Here is a 4,604-nt window from a genome sequence, read left to right as displayed (position 1 = left end):
GTTTCCATAACAAGTATCAATAAGGGGTCTATTTGCCTCACTAGAGCTTGAGAAATTGCCTTTAGGTACATTGTTACCTATTTCACTCTTAAAGCCCTCTAAACGGCTAATATCGGCTTTCCTAGTCACGTATTTATCAATATCAGATAAAATTTGCGGTATTCGGTCAGGTTCATCTTCAGCAATCTTCATCAACATACCCCCAAGCACAAATTTTTGACCGTTGAGAGCCTTATCAATTTGCTGTTTCATTCGATTGGCTTTGTCTAATGCTTCTTGTCTTTTTTGTTCTAGTTTTTTAATATCAGCCATATTACCTACTCCTTGAAGAGTTTTTTAAATGAAAAGAAATATTTTATCCATTTTTACATTAGTTGGTGTTGGGTTGCTTTTTTATATTTTATTTATTCAAAAAAGCAATCAGGAGCAACCACTACTTACATCCATATTAGTAGTTTTCTTAGTGATTGCAACATTCCTAAGTACAAGAATAAAACCAAAATGAGTATTATATATAATTAAAAAACCTATCTTTTTCAACGTGATATGGTTGTGTCCCACTGACTAAGTGCGAACTTACGAAAACTATGCTAACATTCCACTTCGTTACAGTATAGATAGATTTCATAATTCGCAAAGGGGAATCCCCCTTGACCCCCAAAAAAGCCAAAATATAGAGAAAATTTAGCATGCCAAAATTTATAGTCGTAGATAATGATATTGTGAATCTTTCAGAAATAAAACGGATAACTGCGGATAAGAAGCGACTTACAATTACATTTCAATTAGGGTTTGGGTTAAATAATATATTTAAGCAATGTGACGATAGTCAACATTTCGAAGAAGTTTTTAAAGACATAACAGACAAGTTGGAAGCAGAGCGTATTTAATCATGGCAATCTACCACCTATCGACTAAGCCAGTATCACGTAGTAGCGGAAGAACCGCCACTGCGTCTATTGCTTATCGTGCCGGTATTGCTATCAAAGATGAACGTACAGGCAAAGAACACGACTACACCAAAAGAAGCGGTGTAGTATCTACCCGACTTCATACCCCAAACGATTTAGAGATTAAGCGTAACGAGCTTTGGAACTTAGCGGAAGCCACCGAAACAAGAAAGAACAGCAGAACGGCTAGAGAGATTGTCGTTAATCTACCCCATGAACTATCAGGGCGTGGGCGCATTATGTTGGTTAATGAGTTCGCCAAGGACTTAGCCAATCAATACGGTATTGCCGTTGATGTAGCAGTACATACACCTGATTCACAGGGCGACAACCGTAACCATCACGCCCATATCATGCTGACCACACGCAAGCTGGAACGCTTAGAGAGTGGCAGAGTTGCCTTAACTAGCAAATCACAGCTAGAAATGAGCAATACCCAGCTTAAAGAGCGTGACTTACCAAGTGCTAGGGACGAGCTGAAGCTGATCCGTAAGCAATGGGCTGATTTGACCAATAAACACCTCAAAGAAGCCAAAGTTGATGCTCGAATTGACCACAGAAGCCATAAAGACAGAGGTTTAGAGCAACTACCCACGCAAAAGCTAGGTTGGGAAGCGTCAGCGATGGAGCGCAAAGGGATCGCCACCGATAAAGGCGATTACAATCGCATGGTTAGGGATTTTAACCAAACGCTGAACCAAGTAGCGGTTCTTGATAAGAGCATAAACGACCTAGAAGATCAGCGAGAACAAAGTAATGACAGACTTAGAAAAGCAATTGACCAAGCAACTAAGCACGTTGAGTTCACAGCTAGAAACACAGCACGAACAGATCAAAACACAGACTTCGCAAATAAAGTCATTGATGACGCTCAACAGCAAACAGAAGAAGCAGAACGAGTTATTGACCGAGCGGATAGAGCAATTGCTGAACATCAACGCCAACTAGAAACCAAAAAATCTAGTGCAAAACTAGATAGAACAGTTGCTCCAACACCTCAACAAATCAAAAAACAAAGCGAGGTAACAGCAGTTACCGAGCCATCGCCTGATGTGTTCAGAGAGAACCGCAAGATATACTTGGAGTATGCAGAAAAAGTCGAAACAACAGCCAAAGCTATTTTAAGCAGTCAGCTAAAAACACTACAGGACAGGGGTAAGCCTGCACTGGCTAAGTTTGAGAAGTTGCGAGATAACGAGCCGTTATTTTTTGGTAAAGACAAATGGCGAGAGGACAAACAAAACGCCTTAAATGCGTTTAATGCGATCAAAGCAAGGCATGACAGCATAAAAGATAATGGCGTAACTGATGAACACTTAGAACAAGCTAAGCAGCACATAGCCAAACATGAGCCGTCATATCATGCCAAAGCACAACAGGCGATTGAGATACTACAAGAGTTAAACAGCGCGAAAAAAGACGACAAAGCAAAAGAGCATGGGGCAGACTTCCACGCCCAACAAGGCAAAATGTATAGCGGTAAGATATTGCGAGCTGATGAAAATGGCATAGTTCAGCAGACAAGAGACGGAACTGTTTATCACCCTGCTTTATCAAGTGTTGAGCAAGGAAAATCATATAATCTTGAGAACAATGGTGACAGCTATAACGTACAACAGAAATATGAAGTTAGAAAGACTGATAAGAGCCTAGACCAAGATATGGGCATGAATAGGTAGCTAACGCCCTTCGGTTGTTGAATCAGAGATAGCCAGGACAGGCGAAAAAGAATGCCTGATCTTGGCTATCTCTCGATCTCAAACCCAATGATTTTTTTACTAAAAATCGCTTAAAGTGCCAACATTATCTACAAAATGCCAAAAATCTATCGATTGATAGGGATTATTAGGTAGGCTAGATTCTGCCTTAAGAGTTAATCGATCGGAAAGCATACCTATACCATTATCATCTCCGAACCAAAACTCCACTTTGTTATCATCCTTAAAGCTAAGAGAGACAACGGAGGGCGACACAAAGCCATGAAAATTAAGAGCTACAAATGGTTCGTATATGTGAAAAATCCTTTGCCCATTTTCCGATGTATAGTCAATCATTATATCAAAATCGCTATCTACTACTAATTGATTGATTACATTTTCCAAATATTCATATTCTCTACCTCCAAAAACTAACATCCATGCAGGTGGAGGAGAACTACTATCTATTTTTTTCTGACGCATTATCATGGTAAATCCTTTCGTTTAATTTTGTTGAAGCTGCATCATAGAAGTGTTTTACCGTGTTTACAATGAGATTTACTGACTAATGTTCAACTCTCTAAATAATCTCGTATTGGACGCTTGTTGAACTGTGACGGGTCACGTTTGAGACGATTAATCATCTCAAACTCCCATGCCTGTGAGTTTTGACCAGCGGGACTGGTGGAGCTTACGAGATGATTATAATCTGCTATGAATTGCTGATTACGTGCAATACGCCCCAACTGCTTGTCTGTAAGACCCTCAACGGTAAACAAATCTGCTGTATTAGCGTCACGCTCAGTACTAATTTCTTTTTTACTTGTTTTTTTCGTCTTAAATTTAAGCTCTAAGTGAGTAAATTTTCGTCCTGTTTTCAACATTTCATACTTTACTGTATAAGGTGATTTATCGTTAATCTCATTAATTGCGGTATCAATCACACGCACTTTCAAGTCCTTTGTAGCTTTATATTTATCCCCTAGAGCAAGCATATAGCGTAAATCCACTAGCTTTATTTTTCTATAACCAGTTGACTTGAATTGCATCATAGCTTGATACAGACGCATACTATAACTACTGCTAAACCCTGCTACATCCTCAATATTGAATTGTGTGAAATTTTTTCTAAGTTCAGATAGAAATGGAACAATACGTTCATTAAAAACCAAACGTACAACAACGTTATCATCATCAGAAGGCATAAGGCTATCCATTAGATTGTAAGCCCTAAGCATTTGAATATATTTACTGTAATCTTCAGGGTTAGGGTACTTAGCTTTTAGCTTCTCTCCTGCATTTTTATCATAGCGCAAGACTTCAGAGAGCCAATGGAATTCAAGCTCACCAATTTCTGTATCTATAAATAATGATTTTTTCATCAAGTCTTTTGATGCACTTCGTATTTCCCTCGCTACAGTATCAGGGTGTACGCCAAGCCGTATAAAATCATCTCTTGTAACGCAGTAAGCATGTTTAGCATCTACTGGTTCACCTTTAGGGATTTGTGCCATTGCGGAGAGAATTAAACGTTGTTCATTTACGCTCAACTCATAAGCTGCATTTATAACCGCATTATCCATTACAATTAAATCATTACTCATAACACTAAACCCCAAATACGCTAAATAGGACAATAATATATCATTGTCCTATTTAGCCGTCAATCCGTCCTATTTAGCCGTCAATCCGTCCTATTTAGCCGTCAATCCGTCCTATTTAGCCGTCAATCCGTCCTATTTAGATTTAGCTAGACCTTACTGAGTATGACTTTCAGGGGGGGCTAAAAACTCTTTAAAAACCTTTAAAACCTTAAAAAAGGGGAAGAACTTTAAAAGCTTGTGGATAACTTCAAACTTCAGTTACTTTTAAAACTTATTTTTTGTTTTTTTATTTAAAAGACAAAAGAAGGAGCTAAAGATTTTTTAACTTTTAGTTTCCATAACAAGTATTAACT

General features: G+C 38.5%; 5 protein-coding genes. 2 read left to right on the top strand and 3 right to left on the bottom strand.

Annotation, left to right across the window (positions count from 1 at the left end; translation table 11 throughout):
- Positions 1–312: hypothetical protein (locus IQ457_RS11365; protein WP_200663358.1), on the bottom strand; the 312-nt coding region annotated here is incomplete at its 3' end.
- A 377-nt stretch (positions 313–689) separates the two neighbouring features.
- Here IQ457_RS11365 and IQ457_RS11360 point away from each other — a divergent pair.
- Positions 690–890, top strand: a complete 201-nt coding sequence (locus tag IQ457_RS11360) for a hypothetical protein (protein WP_200663356.1) — start codon at positions 690–692, stop codon at positions 888–890.
- Between the two features lie 2 nt (positions 891–892).
- A complete protein-coding gene (gene mobQ, locus IQ457_RS11355) occupies positions 893–2,629 on the top strand; it encodes a MobQ family relaxase (protein ID WP_200663354.1) in 1,737 nt (578 codons plus the stop codon).
- A gap of 99 nt (positions 2,630–2,728) precedes the next feature.
- On the opposite strand, the gene IQ457_RS11350 is transcribed toward mobQ, so the two are convergent.
- A complete protein-coding gene (locus tag IQ457_RS11350; protein ID WP_200663352.1) occupies positions 2,729–3,136 on the bottom strand; it encodes a hypothetical protein in 408 nt (135 codons plus the stop codon).
- Positions 3,137–3,219: 83 nt separating this feature from the next.
- Positions 3,220–4,251, bottom strand: a complete 1,032-nt coding sequence (locus IQ457_RS11345; protein ID WP_200663350.1) for a RepB family plasmid replication initiator protein — start codon at positions 4,249–4,251, stop codon at positions 3,220–3,222.
- Between the last annotated feature and the right edge of the window lie 353 nt (positions 4,252–4,604).

This window comes from Psychrobacter sp. M9-54-1 (assembly GCF_016613355.1).
GTDB lineage: Bacteria > Pseudomonadota > Gammaproteobacteria > Pseudomonadales > Moraxellaceae > Psychrobacter > Psychrobacter faecalis.
The sequence above is the reverse complement of the archived record's forward strand: the minus strand, read 5'-3'. Positions and strand labels throughout refer to the sequence as shown.